The organism is Legionella nigrisilvae, assembly GCF_977063395.2.
The window spans coordinates 1-255 of the sequence record NZ_CDRUGZ020000040.1 but is presented as its reverse complement, the minus strand read 5'-3'; the positions used below and the strand labels follow the sequence as shown (position 1 = coordinate 255).

Sequence of the window (255 nt, the reverse complement as noted above, 5' to 3'; positions counted from 1 at the left end):
AAGACTACAACGTTGATAGGCAAGGTGTGGAAGCGCAGTAATGTGTGAAGCTAACTTGTACTAATTGGCTGATTGTCTTGACCATATAATCTGAGCTACTTCATTTCATAGCTCCAGATACAAGTTTGAAGGTATTAAAGTGAGGTTTTTGACCTCACTTACAAAAAAATGTGCACCTCTTTATTTACCTAAAGCATAATTCGGGTATAATAGCCCCCATTATGCATAAACAGTTTTCCTGGCGACCATAGCGTC

At 38.8% G+C, this 255-nt stretch carries 1 rRNA gene; it reads left to right on the top strand.

Going from position 1 to position 255, the window contains the following annotated elements:
* Window positions 1–85, top strand: a 23S ribosomal RNA gene (locus ACWTE2_RS25995); the annotation flags it as partial.
* Window positions 86–255: the final 170 nt, after the last annotated feature.